General features: G+C 58.8%; 3 protein-coding genes. All 3 read left to right on the forward strand.

Annotated elements, in window-relative coordinates:
* On the forward strand, positions 1–631 hold a 631-nt coding region (locus V6C07_RS06815), incomplete at its 5' end, for a branched-chain amino acid ABC transporter permease (RefSeq protein WP_333535597.1).
* Positions 632–696: 65 nt separating this feature from the next.
* On the forward strand, positions 697–1,467 hold the full coding sequence (locus V6C07_RS06820) for an ABC transporter ATP-binding protein (protein WP_333535599.1): 771 nt from the start codon (positions 697–699) through the stop codon (positions 1,465–1,467).
* An 8-nt stretch (positions 1,468–1,475) separates the two neighbouring features.
* Positions 1,476–2,198 (forward strand): ABC transporter ATP-binding protein, encoded by a 723-nt coding sequence (locus V6C07_RS06825; protein WP_333535600.1) that lies wholly within the window; start codon positions 1,476–1,478, stop codon positions 2,196–2,198.
* Positions 2,199–2,243 lie beyond the last annotated feature (45 nt).

The following is a 2,243-nucleotide window of genomic DNA, read 5'->3' on the forward strand; positions in this document are numbered from 1 at the left end:
CGGACCGCGCGGCCTTTCCGGCATGCGCGGCGTCGTGCGCGCCATGGAGGGCGTGGCCGACCTGCCGTGGATGATGGTGTGGGTGGTGCTGCTTGTGATGGTGTCCATCATGATGCTGTACCGGCTCGTGAACAGCACCCTGGGCAAGGGCATTCCGGCCGTGTGCCAGAACGAGGTTGCCGCGGAAATCATGAGCGTCGACACCAAAAAGGTAAAACTTGTGGCCTTTATGGTGTCCGCAGGCATAGCTGGCATGGCCGGAGCTGTGTATGCCCACATGTTCAGCTCCATCTACGCCAACAGCTTCGGCATCATGAAGTCCACCGAGGCTATGGTCATGGTTTATCTGGGCGGCATGGGCTCACTTTCCGGTTCGGTGCTGGCGGCCATACTCTTTACACTGCTCATCGAGGTGCTGCGCTTCGCCCTGCCCGCCCTCAGCGACCTTATGCATCATCTGCCCTTTGTTCCCGACAGCTTCATGATCAGCCAGGAATGGAAGTGGGTGCTCATTCCCCTCATTCTTATCCTTCTTATGCAGTTTCGTCCTGAAGGGCTGTTGGGCGGCCGCGAACTTACCCAGGTTTTTCCCCGGCTCAAAAGGCTGCTTGCCCCGGCCCGCGTGGAATAGGCGGCGCGGGCGTCACTGTTGTGCGAATACGTGTTCAATGACTGACAACGTACTGGGGGCGAACCTTGGCACTGCTTGAAATGAAAGACGTAACACAGCGCTTCGGCGGTCTTATCGCGCTGTCATGCTTCAACATACAGATAGAGGACCACAGCCTCACGGGCCTTATCGGACCCAACGGGGCGGGAAAAACCACGGTATTCAACCTGGCTTCGCATTTTTACCACGCCACCGAAGGCGAAATCATCTTTGACGGCCACAAGTACCGGCCCAATCTTGCGCCGCATGAGGTGACCACCCTGGGCATGGCGCGCACCTTTCAAAACATCCGCCTGTGGCCCGGCATGACGGTGCTGGACAATATCTGCGTGTCGCAATACAGCCGCCTGGGCTACGGCCTGCTGGACGCATGGTTCAACACGGGCCGCTACGGACGCGAGGAAAAGCGCGTCAAGAAAAAGGCGGCGGAAATTCTGGAAATTATGGAACTGGGACACGTGGCGGAAGAACTGCCCAAAAACCTTCCTTACGGGCTGCAGCGCCGGGTAGAACTGGCCCGCGCCCTTTCCACCGACCCCAAGCTGCTTTTGCTGGACGAACCGGCAGCCGGGCTCAACTCGTCCGATGTGGACGGCCTGATCAAGCATATCGGCTGGATTTACGACCAGTTCAAGATTGCCATCTGGATGATCGAGCACCAGATGAAGGTGGTCATGTCGCTTTGCCAGCATATTACCGTGGTGGAATTCGGCCAGACCATCGCCAGCGGCACACCGCAGGAAATCCAGAACAATCCCGATGTCATCAAGGCATATCTGGGCGACGAGAACGTGTAGGGGGCATCATGCTGCTTGAAGTGGAAAATCTCTATGCGGGCTACGGCAAGATAGAAGCCTTGCACGGCATATCCTTTCATGTGAACGAGGGCGAAATAGTCACGCTCATCGGGGCCAACGGCGCCGGAAAATCCACCACCCTCAAAGCGGTCATGCGCCTGCCCCCGCCGGAATCTCCCTCGGTGTTCAGCGGCGACATACGCTTCAAGGGAGAGTCCATACTCAAAACAGAGCCGCACAACGTGGTGGCGCGCCTCAAGATGGACCTTGTACCCGAAGGCAGGCATATTTTCGGCAACCTCACCGTGCGCGAAAATCTCAAGCTTGCCACCTGGACCCGCAAGGACGGCGGCGTGGAAAAAGACATGGACAGGGTTTTTGACCTTTTTCCGCGTCTGAAAGAGCGCATTCACCAGCGCAGCGATACGCTCTCCGGCGGCGAGCAGCAGATGCTGGCCGTGGGCAGGGCGCTGATGACAAGCTGCTCGGTCATCCTGCTGGACGAGCCGTCCATGGGCCTTTCGCCGCTGCTCATGTACGACATGTTCCGCACCTTCAAAAGGCTCAACAGCGAAGGACTCACCGTCATCGTGGTGGAACAGAACGCCCGCCTGGCCCTTCAGGTGGCTGACCGGGGCTATGTGCTGGACACCGGAGGCATTGTGGCCCAGGGAACCGCCGCCGAACTGGCGGACACCCCTGAAATAAAGGCCGCATACCTGGGCGCATAAACGGGCGCAAAGCTGTTTCGAACCCGGCGGCCCTGCGGCTTACGC

It is taken from the genome of Desulfovibrio sp. 1214_IL3152, from assembly GCF_036763055.1.
In the GTDB taxonomy this organism is placed as follows: Bacteria; Desulfobacterota; Desulfovibrionia; order Desulfovibrionales; family Desulfovibrionaceae; genus Desulfovibrio.

Coding starts and splice junctions, on each gene's coding strand:
- V6C07_RS06825 (WP_333535600.1), top strand. CDS start 1,476: ATGCTGCTTGAAGTGGAAAATCTCTATGCGGGCTACGGCAAGATAGAA.